We start from the raw sequence: 17138 nt of genomic DNA, 5'->3' as shown, positions 1-17138 counted from the left end.
TCATTCCTCAATAAGCGTTGGGGTTCCGGCCGATGGTCTCAGTGGTCACGGTTCCCCGCATCACGCGATAGACCCAGGCGGTGTAGGCGAGCACGATGGGCAGCAGGATGCCCGTGACGAGCAGCATCGTCCAAAGGGTCAGGCGGCTCGACGAAGCATCCCACACCGTCAGGCTGGCATTGGGTTGCAGCGAGGACGGCAGCAGGAACGGGAAGAGCGAGAGACCGGCCGTCGAGATGATGCCGAAGATGGCAAGGCTCGTTCCGATGAGCGCGGTTCTCCAGCTTTTCACCGTCATGCCAAGCCAGGCGAGCAAGCAGCCGGCAAAGCCGAGGATGGGTGCGATCATCGTCCAGGGCCGGGCCGAATATCCCGCGAGCCACGCGCCGACTGACCGCGCGACCGTCTTCATGAGCGGGTTCGAGGGACCTGCCGGGTTCTGCACGCTCGTCACGGTGTAACCGGCAAGCCCGTAGGCGACCCAAAGACCACCGAGCGCGAACAGAATCGCCGCCGTGAGCGCCGCAATCCGCCCATAGCGGCGCGCGCGCTCCGCCGGAGCGCCCTGGGTGCGCAGACCGATGACAGCCGCGCCGTGGGCGACGATCATCGACAGGCTCACCAGCCCGCAGAGCAGGGCGAAGGGTGTCAGCAAGCCGAAGAAGTTGCCTTCATAGCGCGGACGCAACGTGTCGTCCAAACCGAAGGGAACGCCGAGCAGCACGTTGCCGACCGCGACGCCGAGGATCAGCGCGGGCACTGCACCGCCGATGAAAAGCGCCCAGTCCCATAGATTGCGCCAGCGCGGATCATCGATCTTGCCGCGGAACTTGAAGGCGACGGGCCGCAGGATCAGCGCCACGAGAATGACGAGCATGGCGAGGTAGAAACCGGAGAACGACACGGCGTAGAGCGGCGGCCATGCGGCGAAGATCGCTCCACCGCCGAGGACGAGCCACACCTGATTGCCCTCCCAGACCGGGCCGACGACGTTGATGAGCACGCGCCGCTCCGCGTCCGTTCTGGCGGCAAAGGGCAGAAGCGTGCCGATGCCGAGATCGAAACCGTCGGTGAGCGCGAACCCGATCAGGATGATGCCGAGCAAGAGCCACCAGATCATCCGGAGGATCTCATAGGAGAGGGGGATGAGGTCTATCATGGGAAATTGTCCTGAAAGCGCGTGTCAGCGGTTCGCGTTGGCGGGCGCTGCCGCGGGCGCGTAGGCGCCTCCGGCGACGTTGTCTTCGAGAACCGACCGATCCGACGGGCCCTTCTTGATGACCCGGACCATCAGGATCAGCTCGATGATCGCGAGAATGGTGTAGATCGCGAGGAATACGCCGAGACTGATGGCGAGATCGACGAGGGTGAGGCCGGAAGCCGCGTAGAAGGTCGGCAACACGCCTTCGATGATCCAGGGCTGGCGGCCGTATTCCGCAAGGAGCCAACCGGCCTCGATGGCCACCCACGGCAAGGGCAGGCTGAAAAGCGCGACCCAGAGCAGGAAGCGATTCTGACCGAGCTTGTGCTTGGATACGAGCCAGAACCAGAGCCCGAAGAAGGCGATGAGGTAGAAACCGATGCCGACCATGAGCCGGAATGTCCAGAACAGCACGGGCACGTTCGGTACCGTGTCGAACGCGGCTTTCTCGATCTCCGCATCCGTCGCCTGTGCAACGTCATTGCGATAGCGCTTGAGAAGAAGCGAGTATCCGAGATCGGGCCAGTTGGCGTTGAAGGTCTTGCGTGCTGCTTCATCCTGCGGGTTCGCGCGGACGGCCTGCAACGCTTCGTATGCGGTAACGCCGTTTCTGATGCGCGTCTTGGCATGATCGACGAGCGGCAGGATGCCGGGCACTTCCTGTGTCAACGAACGCGTGGCGATGAGGCCGAGCGCGTAGGGGATCTGAACTTGAAAACTGTTTTCGCGCTTCTCCACGTTCGGAACCGCGAAGGCCATGAAACCTGCCGGAGCGGGCTCGGTGTGCCACATGGCTTCCATGGCGGCGAGCTTCATCTTCTGATGCTCGGTGGTGACGTATCCGCTCTCATCGCCGAGCACGACGACCGAGAGCGCCGACGCAAGGCCGAAGCTCGCGGCCACCGCCATTGAGCGTCGGGCGATGTCGAGATGGCGTCCCCGCAGCATGTAATAGGCGCTAATCGACATCATGAACATCGCGCCCGTGACATAGCCCGCGCTGACCGTGTGCACGAACTTTGCCTGCGCCACGGGGTTGAACAGCACCGCCGTGAAGTCGACGACTTCCATGCGCATGGTTTGCGGATTGAAGATCGATCCGACCGGGTTCTGCATCCAGCCATTGGCGATGAGGATCCACAGTGCCGAGAAATTCGCGCCGATCGCCACGAGCCATGTCACCGCGAGGTGGCTGACTTTCGACAGGCGATCCCAACCGAAGAAGAACAGGCCGATGAACGTCGCCTCGAGGAAGAAAGCCATCAGGCCCTCGATGGCGAGCGGAGCGCCGAACACGTCTCCGACGTAGTGGCTGTAATAGGCCCAGTTCGTGCCGAACTGGAATTCCATCACGATGCCGGTGGCGACCCCCATGGCGAAGTTGATGCCGAAGCAGGTACCCCAGAACAGGGTCATGCGTCGCCAGACCTCGCGGCCGGTCATCACATAGACGCTTTCCATGATGGCCATCAGGAAGGATAATCCGAGCGTCAGGGGCACGAAGAGGAAATGGTACATGGCCGTCGCCGCGAATTGCAGCCTCGACAGGTCCACGACTGTGAAATCGATCATGATCGGTCGCCTTGTTCGAAACCGGCGCCGAGCCGGCTCGCGAGAGGACATACGCCACGCTTCCACATCCCGCTTTGATCGCAATCAATGCGGAAATCGTCTCTTCACGCCCTAAATAGAGTTCTAATTGTAAGGGTGTAGAGGCATGGAAACCGCCGCCGCAAAGGGCTCCGGCGATCGGGATCGGGCTCAGGCCCGCTGGATGATGGGGCTGTGGCGGCTTGTTCGCGTCCTTGCGGCCGTCTCCGTTGCCGCACCCCTGATCTCCGGCGCGCTTCTGGTCGTCCAGGCCTATCTGCTCGCCCATGTGCTGCATGGCGCGATTGTCGGGGGCGAGGCGCGCGACGCCTTGCTGCCGTCGATTTTGGCAATCGCGGGCCTCATCGGCGCGCGCTCGCTGCTGGCGTTTGCCGGGGAGCGCGCGGGCGTCCGCGCTGCGGAGGCCGTCAAGTCCAAGCTGCGGAAGGCACTTTTCGGACGCCTCGTCGGCGAGGATCCGACCTGGACGGCGTCGCGCTCCTCGGGGGCCCTGGCCAACATGATCGTCGATCAGGTCGAGGCACTGGAAGGCTTTTTTGCCCGCTACATGCCGGCGCTGGTCGCCGCAGCAATCCTGCCGCTCGCTTTCGCCATCACGGTGCTGCCGGTCGAACCGGTGGTCGGGCTTCTCTTTCTGGTCACCGCTCCCTTGATTCCGGTCTTCATGGCCCTGGTCGGCTGGGGCGCGGAGGCCGCGAGCCGCAACCATGTCCAGGCCATGGCCCGTCTGTCGGGCCTGTTCGCGGACCGGCTTCGCGGCATCGTGACGCTGAAACTCTTCGGTCGGGCCGAAGCCGAGGCTGCGCGGGTTGAGGCGGCCAGCGATGAATTGCGGCGGCGGACGCTCGGCGTTTTGAAAGTGGCGTTCCTGTCCTCGGCGGTGCTGGAATTCTTCGCAGCCCTCGGCGTCGCAGGCGTCGCGCTCTATGTGGGCCTGACCTATCTCGGCCTCATCGATTTTCGGTCGACCGCGCTGACCTTGCAGGCTGGCCTGTTCTGCCTGCTCATGGCGCCTGAAGTCTATTCCCCCCTGCGCCAGCTCGCGGTGCATTATCACGATCGCGCGGCGGCTAAGGCGGCCATTGCGGAAATGGCGGTCTTATTCGAAACCCTGCCGGACCTCACAACATTAGAAGCGCCGGCCGTTGCCGTTCCCAGTGGGGGGGCTGCGGCGGCGATGCCGCTCACGGTCAACGATCTCACGGTGAAGACGCCGGACGGCCGAAGCCTCGTGCTTGACGAGGCAGGTTTCACGATTGCACCCGGCGAGCATGTCGCGATCCTCGGCGAAAGCGGTATCGGCAAATCGACCCTGCTCGAAGCGATCGCACGCCTGCGCACCTGCGACGGCGATATCAAATTAGGTGCATGGGATCTGCGCGATCTCGATGAGTCTGATCTCCGAAGTCGCGTCGCCTTTCTCGGTCAACGGCCGCGCCTGTTTCAGGGCTCCATCGCCGACAACATCCGCCTTGGGCGCCGCGACGCATCGGATGATGAGGTTCGCGCCGCTGCCGAGAAAGCGCAGGTCTCGGTCTTTGCGAATGTGCTGGAGCATGGCCTCGAAACCGTGATCGGCGATGGCGGCGTGGGACTATCCGGCGGCGAGGCGCATCGAGTCGCCCTGGCGCGCATCTTCCTGCGCGATCCCGGTCTGCTTCTGCTCGATGAGCCGACAGCGCATCTCGATGCGACGACGGAAGCGCGCGTCATCACGGCGATCCGCGAATTCGCTGCGGGACGCACGCTGATCGTCGCGACGCACTCCTTGAAGGTCGCATCCGCGATGGATCGCGTCTTCCGCATCGTTCACGGAAAAGTCGTTCCGGTAAGATCCACCGCGCGGAAGGACGCCGCATGAAAGCGCTTCTCTCCTTCGCACCGTTCTTCGTTCGCCGTGGCGGCGCGTTTCTGATGGCGTTGGGATTGGCCGTCGTGACACTTGCAGCCGGAGCGGGCTTGCTCGGCGTGTCGGGTTGGTTTCTGACCGGCGCGGCGCTCACCAGTGCAGGCGTCGCGTTCAATCTCTTCGGCCCCTCGGCTCTGGTGCGGGGCTTGTCCTTTGTGCGCATCGTTTCGCGCTACGGTGAAAAGCTTGTGGGGCATGACGCGACCTTGCGTCTTCTCGCGGATTTGCGTGGCTGGCAGTTCCGCCGGCTGATTCCGCGTGTTCCCCTGGATGGAAGAACATGGCGGCGTGGCGATCTCGTCTCGCGCCTCACTGCCGATATCGATGCGCTCGACACGGTTTTTCTCTCCGCCCTCGGACCTATCGCGACGGCACTGGCGGTCGGTGCCGCGATGATCGTCGTGCTCGCATGGTGCCTGCCAGGGGCTGGCCTTGTTTACGGACTCGGATTTTTCGGCGCAGCCCTGGGGCTGCCTGCTGTTCTGATCGTTGCGGCCCGAACTCCCGGCGAAACCGCGATGGCAGCGTCCGCCGATCTGCGCATGGCGGTGCTCGACGGTATCGAAGGCCACACAGATCTGCGTGCGCTCGGCGCCACCGGTTGGGCGCGGGAGGGTTTCACGGCCGCAAGCGCGCGGCTCCAGCGCGCGAGGACGCGGCAAGCGACCATCGGCGCTCTCGGCAACGCGCTCGTGCAGGCCTTGGCGGGAGTGACCCTTGTCGGTCTACTCTGGATCGGTCTTGAGGCCCACCACGCCGGATCGCTCGACGGTCCCGTGCTGGTGGGCTTGTTGCTGGCGTCGCTCGGAAGTTTCGAAATCGCCCTGTCCATCGTCAGAAGCGCCGGTCGATTGGGCGCGGCGCAGGCCGCAGCGCGTCGGGTGAAAGCGTTGTCCGCGACAGCGCCTGCCGTGCAGGATGTCGCCAATCCGCTGCCTCTGCCGTGCGGCAACAGCGTCTCTTTCGAGAATGTGTGCTTCGGTTACGATCCTCGCCGTCCAGTGCTCGAAGATCTGAGTCTTCATGTGGCGTCTGGCGAACGCATAGCCCTCATCGGTTCGAGCGGGAGCGGCAAGTCGACGATCCTTAGTCTCCTGTTGCGGCTCGCAGACACCAAAGCCGGAACGGTGCGCGTCGCGGGAGAGAACATCGCCGACGTCGCGCAGGACGAGCTGCATCGCCGTGTTGCGCTTCTCAGCCAGGATACGCCCGTCTTCCTGGGCACCATCCGCGACAATCTTTTGATCGGAAAGCCGGATGCGGACACGCCGGAGTGCTGGCGTGCGCTCACAGCGGCGCGGCTCGATGCCTTCGTGCGTGGATTGCCCGAGGGGCTCGATACCTGGCTCGGCGAGGCGGGCCGCACATTGTCCGCCGGGCAGGCGCGCCGTCTTTGCCTCGCGCGGGTTCTTCTCTCGTCCGCAAGCGTTATTGCCCTGGATGAGCCGACGAGCGGTCTCGATCCCGAGACGGAGCGGGATTTCATGTCGGACCTGTCAGTTGCGACGGGTGGCAGGACCGTGCTGCTCGCGACCCATGCAGGGCTCGCCCCCGGCATGGTCGACCGGGTCTATCGGTTGGAGGCGGGGCGCTTGGCGCTCAGTGAATCATGATGCCGGCAACAGCGGAGAGGCGTCCCTTGTCGGCAATCTCGACCGAGTGCGGATCGGGCAGGCGGATCAGCCCTTGCGTCTTCAATTTCGTGAAGGTGCGGCTGACGGTTTCGATCGTCAGGCCGAGATAATCCGCAATATCGGTCCGGGTCATCGGCAGATGCACCGGGCTTTCCGGCATTCCGTGCTCGGCGGCCCGGCTCGACATGATGAGCAGGAACGAGGCGACCTTTTCCGATGGCGCAAGGCGCCCGAGGATCATCTGCGTTTCCCGCGCCTGGCGGAGTGCTGCCCGTGTCATCAGATGCAGCCGATCCTTCAGATGCGAGAAGCGATCCGTCAGATGGTCCATGTCGCGTACGGAGAAGGAGCAGAGGCCGGACGGTATGACCGCTTCGGCCGTCTGGGCGTAGGTGTCGTCATCGGCAAGCCCGAGAAAGTCGCCGGGCATCAGGAAGCCCGTGATCTGGCGCCGGCCATCGGGAAGGGCAAGCGACAGACGCAGCATGCCGGAGGTAAGGCTGTAGACCCGGCGGCGCGGCTCCCCCTCCTCGAGCAGCATCTGGTTCGCTTCCAGCTTCACGAAGCTCATGGTGCGCTCGAGTTCGCTGACCTCGTCATCCTTGAGCGCGGAACAGACCGCTTTGCGCCTGACATCGCAGTTGAGGCAGGCATTGCAGGGAGGACGGTAGAAAGAGGACATGGAGCAGCCGGACACACAGGAATCAGAACGGAAGAACAGGTATCTTTTCCGATATTTGTGCGCGCCTGTCTTGGCACAAATGATCGCAGGTGCCGCGGGAGGCTCGGACGGGCCGCGCGCTCGTGGCCCTCTGCTGGACAAGGCCCCGAAGGCTTCATAAATCAAGGGAATGTTTACAGCCACCGCCCTTCCCACGTCCGGCAACAAGCGGGACGTCTATGCTTCTCTCGCCCAGCAGCTTTCGGGGCTGCTGGATGGTGAGCCCGATGCCATCGCCAACGCCGCCAACATGTCGGCGTTACTCTATGGCCTGCTGCCCGACCTGAACTGGGCGGGGTTCTACTTCCTGCGCGGTCCGGAACTCGTGTTGGGGCCGTTCCAGGGCAAAGTGGCCTGTGTCCGTATTCCGGTCGGGCGGGGCGTGTGCGGTACGGCGGTCGAGCGCAAGGCCTCCGTCGTGGTGCCCGATGTCCATGAATTTCCGGGTCATATCGCCTGCGATAGCGCATCCCGCTCCGAACTGGTGGTCCCGCTGATCAAGCACGGGAGAGTTCTGGGTGTTCTCGACCTCGACAGTCCGAACCCTTCCCGGTTCGATGACGCCGACCGCGAGGGCTGCGAATCGCTTGTCCGCATTTATCTCGACGCTTCGGAATTCCCCGGGCACGGGCCTTGAGCCAAGGCAAACAATCCTGAACGTCCCTTCCGTAAGGTGGCGTTTGCGTGATATTGGTGAGTTGGCCAGCCGGTCCGGCCAAGAAATGTGAAATGCCATCGGATGGATGAAGGGTAATGCAACATGCAGGGCCGAAATCTTTCCTGTGGTCGCTGCAGGCGGTCGTCGCGCTCGTCTTCACGCTCATCGTGCTGGCGATTTCCGGGGCCCTGATCGGGTTCAATCATCACCAACTGACAAAGCTCACCGTTCGGGATGCCGAGGACGACTTCCAGCGCATCACGAACAGTGTTCGGGACGAAATCGCCGGCAGCATGCGCATCGCCGGATCGGTTCTGGATACCGCGTCCCTGACCATCGATCCCGAGCTGCCGTCGGAACAGCTCGCCAAGCTCCTGACCTCCGTGCTCAAAGACCTGGATCGCGTCCTCCCCGCGGCCATGGGGCTGTTCGTCGGACGAGGCGACGGAAGCCACGTGGTGATTCAAAGCCTGAACGGCAAATGGCCCGTGGAAATCGGCACGGACATCGACCGCGCTGCCTTCGCCTTCATGATCGTCGAGGATGGTGAGGCGGGGCACACGGCGCGGTGGATCGTGACGGACGAGAACGGCCAGGTATTGCGCCGCGTTCCGCCCCGGCCGACAACGTTCGATCCGCGCAGACGTCCCTGGTATGGCCCGAGCCTGTCCAGCTCCGGAATGATCGTGACGCCCCCCTACCGTTTCGCCAATGTGCCCGAGGTCGGCATCACGCTGGCGCGCCAGGCGAGGCTGAAAGCGGGTGCGGTCTTCGGCATCGACATGACCCTTGCAAGTCTGGATTTCTATCTCGACAAGTTGCGTATCCCGCCGGAACTCGAACTGCTCGTGTTCGACAAATCCGGCGTTTTGATCGCCCATCCGCGTGGGGGAACTTACCGTTCTGAACGGCAAGCCGCGCAGGAGGGAAAATTTCTGACGGTTGACGATACCGGTTCGCCTCTGCTCAGCGGGATGTTTCGAGCCTTCCAGCAAAATCAGGACAACCAAGGGCGCAGCGTGTCTTTCTCGGTTGGTGGCGACGAGTATTTTGGTCGGACTGAGCGGGTCGGGGAGGGCATCGATAATCTGTTCGTCGGCCTTGCCATACCCTACGAGACCATGGTGGGCCCGGTGCAGCAGATCCGCTCCGGGCTGCTCATCATCAGCGCCGCTTCGGTTCTGCTCGCGCTCCTGATCGTTCTCTTCGCCTCCCGGCGCTTGGCGTTGCCGCTGAGGAATGCGACCGAGGACATCCGCCGCATCATGAAGTTCGAGTTCGGGCATGCGCGCAGAGCGCAATCCCGCGTCGTCGAGGTGCAGGAATTGTCCGGAGCCATCGACACGCTGGAAATCGCCTTGAGCAATTTCATGCGCTACGTGCCGAATGCCCTCGTGCGCCGCATCATCGGACGCAAGTTTTCTTCCGATCTCGGCGGCAAGCGCCAGCCTGTCACGGTGCTTTTTTCCGATGTCGCCGGTTTCACCACCATGGCGGAGGGGCTTGATCCCGAAGAGGTCATGGCCAAGACCTCGCGTTATTTCAGTGAGCTCGGAAGCGAGCTTGTTCGCTCCGGCGCGACGATCGACAAATATATCGGCGACAGCATCATGGCGTTCTGGAATGCGCCCGACGAGCGGGAGGATTATGTCGCGATCGCCTGCCTCGGCGCATTGCGGGCATCACGCCGTCTCGACCGTCTCAACGCGGAATTCATGGCCGAGGACGGATCACCGATGCGGACCCGTTTCGGCATGCACACGGGCGACGCCGTCGTCGGCAATGTCGGCTCGGCCGACCGGGTCAACTATACGGTGCTCGGCCACACCGTGAACATGGCCTCGCGTCTCGAAAAACTGAACAAGCGATACGGCACGACAATCCTCGTCAGCGAGGATGTGTGCGCGGCGGCGGGCAAGGATTATCTCTTCCGCTTCGTTGACCGGACCGTGCCGGAAGGCGCGCATCATCCCATGGCGCTTTACGAGCTTCTCGGCTCCGTCCGTCCCGATGAGCCTGAGGTCGCGCCATTCCCGGAGCGCGTCGACACCTTGGACATCTGGAAGGCGGTTTGCGCAAACTGCGAGACCGGTGACTGGCACTCCGCATCGGAGCTGCTCGAAAAATTAGTCGCAATCGCGCCTGACGATATGTTGTTTCGTGTTTATCTTGAACGGTGCCGTGCTAACCTCGGGTCGCTTCAGGCCACGTGACGATCCGGCTTCGAGCAATCCGCTCTTTCAACCAAGCACTGAACCCGAGATCATGGCCCCCTCCTACATCGATTGCTACTACAGCCGAACCCTTGCGACGCCGGAGACCTATTCGAGCGCGACAGGTCGGATTCAGGCGGATGTATGCATCGTCGGCGGCGGCCTCGCGGGCCTGACGGCCGCGTTGAAACTGGTCCGATCAGGACGGTCGGTCGTGCTTCTCGAGGCGCAGCGCGTTGCCTGGGGTGCGTCGGGCCGCAATGGTGGCTTTGTCTCCCCCGGCTATGCCACGGGCCTGGCCTCCATCGAGCGTCGGGTGGGGCCGGACCAGGCCAAGGAGCTTTATCGGTTGTCGATGGAAGGCGTCGAGATCGTCCGCCGCCATATCGCGGATCTCGGCATTGCGGAAGCCCATCCTGTCCCCGGGATTGCCAAGGCCTTGCGCTACGACTCGAAAGGCGCCTTGCGCGCCGCGCGCGACAAGCAGGAACGCGACTTCGGTCTTCAGCTTCGTTACCTGCCGCGAGCGGAGACGAGGGAGCTGTTCGCATCGCCCAAGTATCACGAAGCGGTCGTCGATGAGGGCGCGTTCCATTTCCATCCGCTGAACTATGGCCGTGCGCTCGCCCGCGAAGCCGTTCGCCTCGGGGCTGCGATCCATGAGAACTCGCCGGTCCTATCGGTCAGTCTCGATGGGCCGCGCAAAACGCTGAAGACCAAGGATGCCGTGATTGAGGCTCAAGAGGTTCTGTTCACGACCGGTGGCTACACCGACGGCATTCTGCCTGCGCTGAAAAAGTCCTATTTGCCGATCGCGACCTACGTGCTGCTGACAGAGCATGCGCCGGATGTCGTTCGCAGCGCCATCCGCACGTCGGCGGCAGTCCTCGATGATCGCCGGGCAGGCGACTACTACCGTCTTGTCGATGGGGGCAACCGCATCCTCTGGGGCGGCCGCATCACCACGCGGACAACGGACCCCGCGGACATCGCGGCGCTGCTACGGCGCGAGATGGTCACGACCTATCCGCAGCTGGCCGACGTGAAGGTGGATGTCGCGTGGTCCGGTCTCATGTCCTATGCGCGACATCTGATGCCGCAGATCGGGCAATTGCAGCCGGGAGTCTGGTTCTGCACGGCCTTCGGCGGCCACGGCATGAACACGACAGCGATCGGTGGAACGGTAATTGCCGAAGGAATAACCGGCGAGAGTGATCGCTATAGGCTCTTCGAGCCCTTCGGTCTTGCCTGGAATGGCGGGATCTTTGGACGTGCCGCGGTCCAGTTGACCTATTGGTCTTATCAGGCGGCTGATGCGGTGAGGGAACGGCATTCCCATTGACGGGCCCGACGGACATTCGGACAGTCATTCTTCCATCGTCGATATGTGTGAACTGTGTTTGAGCGCAGTCAAGTCGATTCGGTGACCCGCAGCGTGTCGGACCTCATGTCCGTACACTCTGGGTGTTTGTCCGAGGGCGCTAGTGTGTTCTTCTTTTCCCACCGGCACGTCGTAATGACGGCTGGTCGATTTCTTTAGCTCTGATCATCTCCGCGACTCTCTCGCGAAAATGGCGCGCGATGGCTTCGGACAGCATCGCGGTTTGCTCTTCGGACGGCGTGTGATCCTGCGTTGAATGAATCATCGCGATTGCGCACACGACTCCGTCATAGATTTCATGTTCATTAAGGCGAATCATGCCTTCTTCGACCGAGGCGTCAAGAATTGCCTTGAAACACCCTTCTCGGACTCGTCTTGCATAATCGTCGTTGAATTTCCTCATCTGATACCCCCCCTCCTGGTAGGGCTGGCCTAGATTGACGCAATGGCGGGTTTTTCTCAAGCCAAGTCTAACTCCTATGTTCCGCTAGGATGACACTCCTACATGCCAAGATCCGTGTCAAAGGGCACTTTCGAGAGGCACCAGATCGGCTAAACGCGGCAGATTCGTGTCAGGGGAAAGTGTGACGGACAGAGCCGGCCGATTCGCATCGTCACGTAACGGCGGCGTCGATGCCCGATCGTGATGGGCCCGCATGGTGAAAGCCGCTGCCGCCGGCCGGCGAGCGGACAAGCACAGTACCCCATGGTCTGCCTGGGGGCTGAAAATTTGCATTTTCAAGGAAAGTCGATGGTGCTGCCAGAGAGGATTGAACTCTCGACCTCTCCCTTACCAAGGGAGTGCTCTACCACTGAGCTACGGCAGCGCGCCAACGAGGAGGGCCGCTTACTGCCACAGGGCGGACCTTAGAAATCCCTTAAATCCAAGCTGTTACGGGGTTGTCACTACAGCAACTGGCCTAGCGGGGGCAAGAGCCTAAGATGAGGTTGAGGCTCCTCTCGATCATCTCCGCTGTGACAGGAGTGTGACAGAGGCAGGAAAGGGATGGAGCGGCGTCCCACCACATAGCCTCATCCAGAACTCCCCTTTAGCCGGTGTGGGCGCACGCATCCAAGGTGGTCCATAGGGGAGAGACGGTGAAGGGCTTGGTAATCGCCTATTTGGGCACCGCGATATCGCTACTGATTCTCTCGACAACCATCAGAGAAGAGGACGGTGTCCGCCTTAGACACATCCTGATCGCTGCATTTGGATGGCCGCTTGTTGGTCCCATCTTGGTGTGGAAGGCATGGCGCTCGCCCTGAGTGAATCAGAGTACGCTATGCCGCGACGTCAAATCCCTGAACTCTCCTGAGGTGAGTCAGGTACTTGCCGGTTCCCCATTCCTCCAGACCCAGTTCCTCCAGTGCGCCTCGGAACTTCTTGTGTTCTCGAATGTAGGTTCTGAAGTTGGACGCATCCTTGATCCCGATAGCCCGCCGCACGTCTTTGTACGCCAAGGCTCCGTCAGGGTTGGCCTCAAACCAATCACACACAAAGCTCACGGCATCGGCAACCTTTCCTTGGGCTTGTTTTTTGACAGGCATCCAGGAGACGATTTGAGCCTCTGGGAACAACTCGGGAAGGAGACCCTTGATGCCGCTGTACTCACTCGCGATCAGGTAAGCGGTGACAGGAGGGCACTCCCCGTTCCGGTTCTGCCTGACACTGCTCCGGCACAGGGCTTGAAGGATCATATGACCGTGTTCACCAAGGGTGACAGCCTTCACCATGTCTGGATTCAGAAGTCCCTTGGACGCTGAAAGGCCTGAGGACAGGCGTGTGAGCCCTTCATAGTGCGAGAGCGGAGGGAACAAGGTTCCAGCCAAGATCACATTAGGCACATTCTTGAACTCATTGGTGCCGTCGTGAGCCCCCCAATTGAGGAAGCTGACCTTGTGGTCCGGGGGCAGTCCCTTACTCACTTCCAAAGGGAGGTTCAGGCGGCCGGGCTTGTGCTTGTGATAAACAATAAGCCACTCCTCATGGGGCTTCATCGCAATAGCGTTCAGGACACCTTTGACAATCACATCTCCGGTGTTCTTGTAGGCAGACTTGCCGCCTCCCTGATCCCAGACATTGATGGTGAGATTGCCATACCGTTTGATTGCGGACGGAAGGCGGACAAGGTCGCCACGTTCCTTCTCCCACAGGTCATAGGTTGCCCTCACTCTTGCAGACGCATCGAGAGCAAGGATCGGCTTGAGGCCATCGGGGAGGGTCTGTCGGTAATCGACAAGGGTAGGTCCGGCATGACCATCGACCCTCACAATCGCCATGCCTCCCATGAGGAACCACAAATCCTCTACAGCCTTGCGCAGTTCCTCGGGGTGGTGAGCAAGGAGCTTAGACACCTCATGCAGTTGAGCGTCATAGGTCACATCCAGGGATGGGACATTGATGAGCGTCTTGTCTGAAAGGCCATGGAACTGGACGAAGAATGCCTCCAGAGCCTCGGTGAATTCAGGATAGGCACTTCTCAGCACAGAGAGGAGAGACGCAAGACTGTCCCGCCGAAGGGCGATGGGACGCCCCGGCAAGATAGCTTCATCCCAAATCCTGACCTGCCTCACATGGCCTCGGAACTGGAGAGCCTTCACCTCACTGAAGGGTTTGCCAGCACAACGGCTCTCAACCATGGCATGGGTTGTGAAGAGGACACGACCCTCCTCAGGACAGCCACATCCCAAGGTGTTGAGTTGCACATTGTCCTTACCCGTCAGCACGGCGAAGTCCTGATCTTGAAGACCAATCTCCCGAACAATCGTCCCAATCTGTTCAAGGCGACCAAGACAGATCAGAGCTGAGACGCTCTTGTGATCCTCAGATTGAACCAGCTCCCTTACGAAGTGGATCATGGCCGTGGTCTTTCCGACACCCGGATCAAGGCTGCTGACATAGTAGGCAGAAGCACAGCTCCCTTGGGCCATGTCAGCCATGACCTGGATAGCTGCTCTCAAGTTAGTCCACATTTCTGATGTCGGAGATAACCCATAGCGATCAAAGGTGGCCTTGAGGCCGTTGAGTGTCCTTTGGCCAAGGAGGTCATGGGTACACAAAGTGGTAGTAATATTGTTATAGTTGTATAGATTTTCTACCACATTTTCAGGCTCATTGTCGTTGTCCTTGCCGTTCTCCATGTTGTTGTTTCTTTGTTTCTCAATTAAATCTTAATACAAATCCCAAAGTGCAGGGGATTGATTATGCTGATTCTATTGATGAGTCAATTATTGCTAAACATTGGTGCTTACAAGATGACAATTATACTTGTGTGATGGTTGAACTGTTGAACTGTTGAACTGTTGAATTGTTTAGGTGTTTACACCTTACAAGAGAGCTGTTGGGGTACGTGTTTATGATGCAAGGGATAGCTGCCAATCGGATTAAAAGAGTCCTTTGCTCTGGGAGAGCTACGGTCCCCGCATCCCCCTAGTTGGCCAAGACCCTAAAGACGGACCTCTCACCCACACCTAGGCGCTTCGCTATCTCCCTCTTAGAGACCCCTTGGGAGGCCAAAGCCCTGATCTCATCTGTCTTGGCGCGGGCTGTAGGGGCTCTCCCTTTGTATCGCTTCTCTGCCTTGGCCTTGGCGATGCCCTCCCGTTGCCGCTCAAGCATCATTTCACGCTCAAACTGAGCCACGCTTCCGAGGACATTGAGCATCAGTCGTCCGGTTGGGGTGTTGGTATCGATGCCAAGATCAAGGATGCGGAGGCCCACCTTCTTGGCTTTCAGGGCGGCAATGATGTGTCCCAAATGAACCACTGAACGTGCAAGGCGATCCAGTTTGGTGACCACAAGGGTGTCTCCCTCACGGACATACTCCAGGGCCGCCTCCAGCGACTCCCTAGGGCCAACGGAGGAAGTTTGTTCAAGGAAGAGTTTCCCGCACCCAAGAGCCTTCAGGTCGCGTTCTTGTGCCTCTAAACCCGCCACCTGATCGAGGGTGCTTGTCCGTCCGTAGCCCACCAGCATTGTCATGTTTGTCCGCCATTAGAATCTCAAACATAGCGGCATAGTGTCTGCCAAAAATCAAGTGGGGCTTCTGTGGCAGACAAAATCGTTGACGGAGGCTCATGCCACATGGCCAAGGTTCAATGGCAATCGGCTGTGTGAACACCGGTGTCGCAATAGCTTTATACCCGCAGGGATCTCAATCCTACCCACGGCTTCCTCCCGAATGTAGTCTTCATCTGGGGGACGTTCTGGCTGTTCGGCTTTGCTTGCGGAGAAGCAATATGCCAAGCCGCAGCCGGTTCGGTATCCGATGGCGAGGGCCCCTGAGGCGCTTCATCCCGAAACCAACAACCATTGTGAATCCTGGCTGTGCCCGCTCCGAAGGATCGCCTGAGAGTTAGGTTCGCTAAGGTGCGGTAGGTCAGCGCCACCCATGAGCTTTGATGAATGTGGACCGGTTGGTGAGGTTGATCGGGAGCCTGTCCACGACCGGAACACATCATTCATAACTAGGTTGGCCCCTCAGCAAACCGACGGCCCAAGGTGACGCCATGCCCCGCTACTTCTTCAACATACATATCGGTGAACACCTCATCAACGACCCTGAGGGAGAGTTCTCCAATGCGGATGAGGCGTGGGAGGCAGCCAAGGAAATGGCTCAGGATCTCATGGCCGCTGAGTTCTCCCAGCCGGCTAACTGGGCGTCCTGCCATATCGAGGTGAGAGACTACGCGAGTGAGATTGTCCTGGAGTTTCCGTTCCTGGAGACTCTTCAGTTCACGCAGCGACCGCAATGAGACACTCACATACTCGATCAACGAACGTCCGGGCACTTGGGAGTCCCGTAGCCAAATTGACCCTCCAGGGTGATACGGGACCGGGGTATCTTCAAAAAGAAGGCTAAAGGTCTTGTTGGTGTTGTTGGACCTGAGGGAGCAGTGAAAGCGCCGTCAAGCAAACTCAGTCCAACAGCGACCGCGTACGCCAAAAGGGAAAAGCTAGACAAACACATCAAGGAAGAAAGCCTTCAATCGACGTGAGCCAAGTTCTTGCTCTGAAGATCAGGGCCTTGGCATACCGGAAATTGTGAAGCGTCTTGGTATTGGTCGGCCGTCTGTCTATCGAATTCTTTTTTGGGTATAGCTTAGGCGCTCACACTGGGAGTAGCTTGGAGAGATGATGAAGGTTCTACTATGTCCAGAGGCTTTCGTTCTTTAGTCTGACGACATTGAATGAGTGGTAGGCCAACCTTGCCTTGAAGACCGAAACTTCAGAAGCTATCGATCCAAGCGCTTCGTTCAATACATGCCGCTTTATGCTAGAGCGGGCTCCGACGATAACCTTTTTTAGTACGATGTCTTCGGAGAAGGGCGTAAAGTATAGACCTGACTTCTTGTCCGGGTTGTTAAGTTCAATAAACGAGCGCATCTCGTTTTCATAGCTCCAATGTTTGAACTTTGTGGTGAGAAGTTTGACAACATAGGACTCTGCTATATCACCGGAATGCGTCAGCATCTTAGGCTCAAAAATGACCCGCTCGGATAGATATGAAATAGGCTCCAAGTATATATCCGGCACATCGAATCCTAAGCACAACCCTCTATGGCGATCAGCGTAGTGGCTCCACTGGACAGGATTTTGCCACTTGCGGCTGAAGCACAGCATTCCATATGCCCTGGACAAACGTTTTTTGGCTTGCCGAAAGGCCCGACGATGTTCCGGATAGACAGCATCAACCGCTAGAAACTCAAATGGGTCGTTCAACTCGTTTATAATAGAGACCTTCAGTCTGCGGTGACGCAAGTTCGCAAGACCATGCTCTGCGTTGATGAAGTGATAAACCAACATAATT

The 17138-nt window shown here is 59.9% G+C and carries 13 protein-coding genes and 1 tRNA gene; 6 read left to right on the top strand and 8 right to left on the bottom strand.

Annotation, left to right across the window (positions count from 1 at the left end):
* Positions 1-7: 7 nt before the first annotated feature.
* Together cydB and I2H38_RS16730 are read right to left on the bottom strand one after the other, a co-directional pair.
* A complete protein-coding gene (gene cydB, locus I2H38_RS16735; protein ID WP_210324840.1) occupies positions 8-1159 on the bottom strand; it encodes a cytochrome d ubiquinol oxidase subunit II in 1152 nt (383 codons plus the stop codon).
* A gap of 24 nt (positions 1160-1183) precedes the next feature.
* Positions 1184-2773 (bottom strand): cytochrome ubiquinol oxidase subunit I, encoded by a 1590-nt coding sequence (locus I2H38_RS16730; protein WP_196273002.1) that lies wholly within the window; start codon positions 2771-2773, stop codon positions 1184-1186.
* A 145-nt stretch (positions 2774-2918) separates the two neighbouring features.
* Between I2H38_RS16730 and cydD the strand changes: the two genes are divergently transcribed.
* Positions 2919-4673 (top strand): thiol reductant ABC exporter subunit CydD, encoded by a 1755-nt coding sequence (gene cydD, locus I2H38_RS16725; protein WP_210324839.1) that lies wholly within the window; start codon positions 2919-2921, stop codon positions 4671-4673.
* A complete protein-coding gene (gene cydC, locus I2H38_RS16720; protein WP_196273001.1) occupies positions 4670-6334 on the top strand; it encodes a thiol reductant ABC exporter subunit CydC in 1665 nt (554 codons plus the stop codon). Before cydD ends, cydC begins: the two co-directional genes overlap by 4 nt.
* On the opposite strand, the gene I2H38_RS16715 is transcribed toward cydC, so the two are convergent.
* Positions 6321-7037 (bottom strand): Crp/Fnr family transcriptional regulator, encoded by a 717-nt coding sequence (locus tag I2H38_RS16715; protein WP_196273000.1) that lies wholly within the window; start codon positions 7035-7037, stop codon positions 6321-6323. The genes cydC and I2H38_RS16715 overlap by 14 nt on opposite strands.
* A gap of 169 nt (positions 7038-7206) precedes the next feature.
* On the opposite strand from I2H38_RS16715, the gene I2H38_RS16710 reads away from it, so the two are divergent.
* From I2H38_RS16710 to I2H38_RS16700, 3 genes are all read left to right on the top strand, one after another.
* Positions 7207-7713, top strand: a complete 507-nt coding sequence (locus tag I2H38_RS16710) for a GAF domain-containing protein (protein ID WP_196272999.1) — start codon at positions 7207-7209, stop codon at positions 7711-7713.
* Between the two features lie 116 nt (positions 7714-7829).
* The gene (locus I2H38_RS16705) at positions 7830-9947 is read left to right on the top strand and encodes an adenylate/guanylate cyclase domain-containing protein (RefSeq protein WP_196272998.1); all 2118 of its coding nucleotides are present in this window, start codon (positions 7830-7832) and stop codon (positions 9945-9947) included.
* A 52-nt stretch (positions 9948-9999) separates the two neighbouring features.
* The gene (locus I2H38_RS16700; RefSeq protein ID WP_196272997.1) at positions 10000-11289 is read left to right on the top strand and encodes an NAD(P)/FAD-dependent oxidoreductase; all 1290 of its coding nucleotides are present in this window, start codon (positions 10000-10002) and stop codon (positions 11287-11289) included.
* Positions 11290-11428: 139 nt separating this feature from the next.
* Here the strand turns inward: I2H38_RS16700 and I2H38_RS16695 are convergent, their stop codons facing one another.
* The 4 genes from I2H38_RS16695 to I2H38_RS16680 all read right to left on the bottom strand — a co-directional run bounded on the left by I2H38_RS16695 (position 11429) and on the right by I2H38_RS16680 (position 15304).
* Positions 11429-11731, bottom strand: a complete 303-nt coding sequence (locus I2H38_RS16695; RefSeq protein WP_196272996.1) for a hypothetical protein — start codon at positions 11729-11731, stop codon at positions 11429-11431.
* Between the two features lie 349 nt (positions 11732-12080).
* A tRNA-Thr gene (locus I2H38_RS16690) sits at positions 12081-12155 on the bottom strand.
* A gap of 454 nt (positions 12156-12609) precedes the next feature.
* Entirely contained in the window at positions 12610-14469 is a 1860-nt protein-coding gene (locus tag I2H38_RS16685) for a hypothetical protein (protein WP_196272995.1), read from the bottom strand.
* Between the two features lie 289 nt (positions 14470-14758).
* Positions 14759-15304 carry a recombinase family protein gene (locus I2H38_RS16680; RefSeq protein ID WP_196273075.1) on the bottom strand — a complete coding sequence of 182 codons (546 nt, stop codon included), beginning with the start codon at positions 15302-15304 and terminating at the stop codon, positions 14759-14761.
* 533 nt (positions 15305-15837) lie between these two features.
* Here I2H38_RS16680 and I2H38_RS16675 point away from each other — a divergent pair.
* Positions 15838-16083 (top strand): DUF6894 family protein, encoded by a 246-nt coding sequence (locus I2H38_RS16675; protein WP_196272994.1) that lies wholly within the window; start codon positions 15838-15840, stop codon positions 16081-16083.
* Positions 16084-16477: 394 nt separating this feature from the next.
* Here the strand turns inward: I2H38_RS16675 and I2H38_RS16670 are convergent, their stop codons facing one another.
* The gene (locus I2H38_RS16670; RefSeq protein WP_196272993.1) at positions 16478-17134 is read right to left on the bottom strand and encodes a DUF2971 domain-containing protein; all 657 of its coding nucleotides are present in this window, start codon (positions 17132-17134) and stop codon (positions 16478-16480) included.
* Positions 17135-17138: the final 4 nt, after the last annotated feature.

The organism is Microvirga alba, assembly GCF_015694465.1.
GTDB classification, from domain to species: Bacteria; Pseudomonadota; Alphaproteobacteria; order Rhizobiales; family Beijerinckiaceae; genus Microvirga; species Microvirga alba.
The sequence above is the reverse complement of the archived record's forward strand: the minus strand, read 5'-3'. Positions and strand labels throughout refer to the sequence as shown.

Coding starts and splice junctions, on each gene's coding strand:
- cydB (WP_210324840.1), bottom strand. CDS start 1,159: ATGATAGACCTCATCCCCCTCTCCTATGAGATCCTCCGGATGATCTGG.
- I2H38_RS16730 (WP_196273002.1), bottom strand. CDS start 2,773: ATGATCGATTTCACAGTCGTGGACCTGTCGAGGCTGCAATTCGCGGCG.
- cydD (WP_210324839.1), top strand. CDS start 2,919: ATGGAAACCGCCGCCGCAAAGGGCTCCGGCGATCGGGATCGGGCTCAG.
- cydC (WP_196273001.1), top strand. CDS start 4,670: ATGAAAGCGCTTCTCTCCTTCGCACCGTTCTTCGTTCGCCGTGGCGGC.
- I2H38_RS16715 (WP_196273000.1), bottom strand. CDS start 7,037: ATGTCCTCTTTCTACCGTCCTCCCTGCAATGCCTGCCTCAACTGCGAT.
- I2H38_RS16710 (WP_196272999.1), top strand. CDS start 7,207: ATGTTTACAGCCACCGCCCTTCCCACGTCCGGCAACAAGCGGGACGTC.
- I2H38_RS16705 (WP_196272998.1), top strand. CDS start 7,830: ATGCAACATGCAGGGCCGAAATCTTTCCTGTGGTCGCTGCAGGCGGTC.
- I2H38_RS16700 (WP_196272997.1), top strand. CDS start 10,000: ATGGCCCCCTCCTACATCGATTGCTACTACAGCCGAACCCTTGCGACG.
- I2H38_RS16695 (WP_196272996.1), bottom strand. CDS start 11,731: ATGAGGAAATTCAACGACGATTATGCAAGACGAGTCCGAGAAGGGTGT.
- I2H38_RS16685 (WP_196272995.1), bottom strand. CDS start 14,469: ATGGAGAACGGCAAGGACAACGACAATGAGCCTGAAAATGTGGTAGAA.
- I2H38_RS16680 (WP_196273075.1), bottom strand. CDS start 15,304: ATGCTGGTGGGCTACGGACGGACAAGCACCCTCGATCAGGTGGCGGGT.
- I2H38_RS16675 (WP_196272994.1), top strand. CDS start 15,838: ATGCCCCGCTACTTCTTCAACATACATATCGGTGAACACCTCATCAAC.
- I2H38_RS16670 (WP_196272993.1), bottom strand. CDS start 17,134: ATGTTGGTTTATCACTTCATCAACGCAGAGCATGGTCTTGCGAACTTG.